This window comes from Aerococcus sp. HMSC062A02 (assembly GCF_001809535.1).
GTDB lineage: Bacteria > Bacillota > Bacilli > Lactobacillales > Aerococcaceae > Aerococcus.
In genome coordinates, this window is record NZ_KV797929.1 from 1 (window position 1) to 206 (window position 206).

Below are 206 nucleotides of genomic sequence, written 5' to 3' on the forward strand. Positions count from 1 at the left end.
CAAGGTGTCGGCAGTTCGACTCTGTCTTGGACCACTCTGGTGGGATAGCGAAGTGGCTAAACGCGGCGGACTGTAAATCCGCTCCTTCGGGTTCATAGGTTCGAATCCTATTCCCACCATTTCAATTATTATTGGGGTATCGCCAAGTGGTAAGGCAACAGACTTTGACTCTGTTATGCGTTGGTTCGAATCCAGCTACCCCAGTT

2 tRNA genes are annotated in these 206 nt (G+C 50.0%); both read left to right on the forward strand.

Going from position 1 to position 206, the window contains the following annotated elements:
• The first annotated feature begins 38 nt into the window (after positions 1-38).
• Positions 39-119 (forward strand) — tRNA-Tyr (locus HMPREF2626_RS05705).
• Positions 120-132: 13 nt separating this feature from the next.
• Positions 133-204 (forward strand) — tRNA-Gln (locus HMPREF2626_RS05710).
• Positions 205-206: the final 2 nt, after the last annotated feature.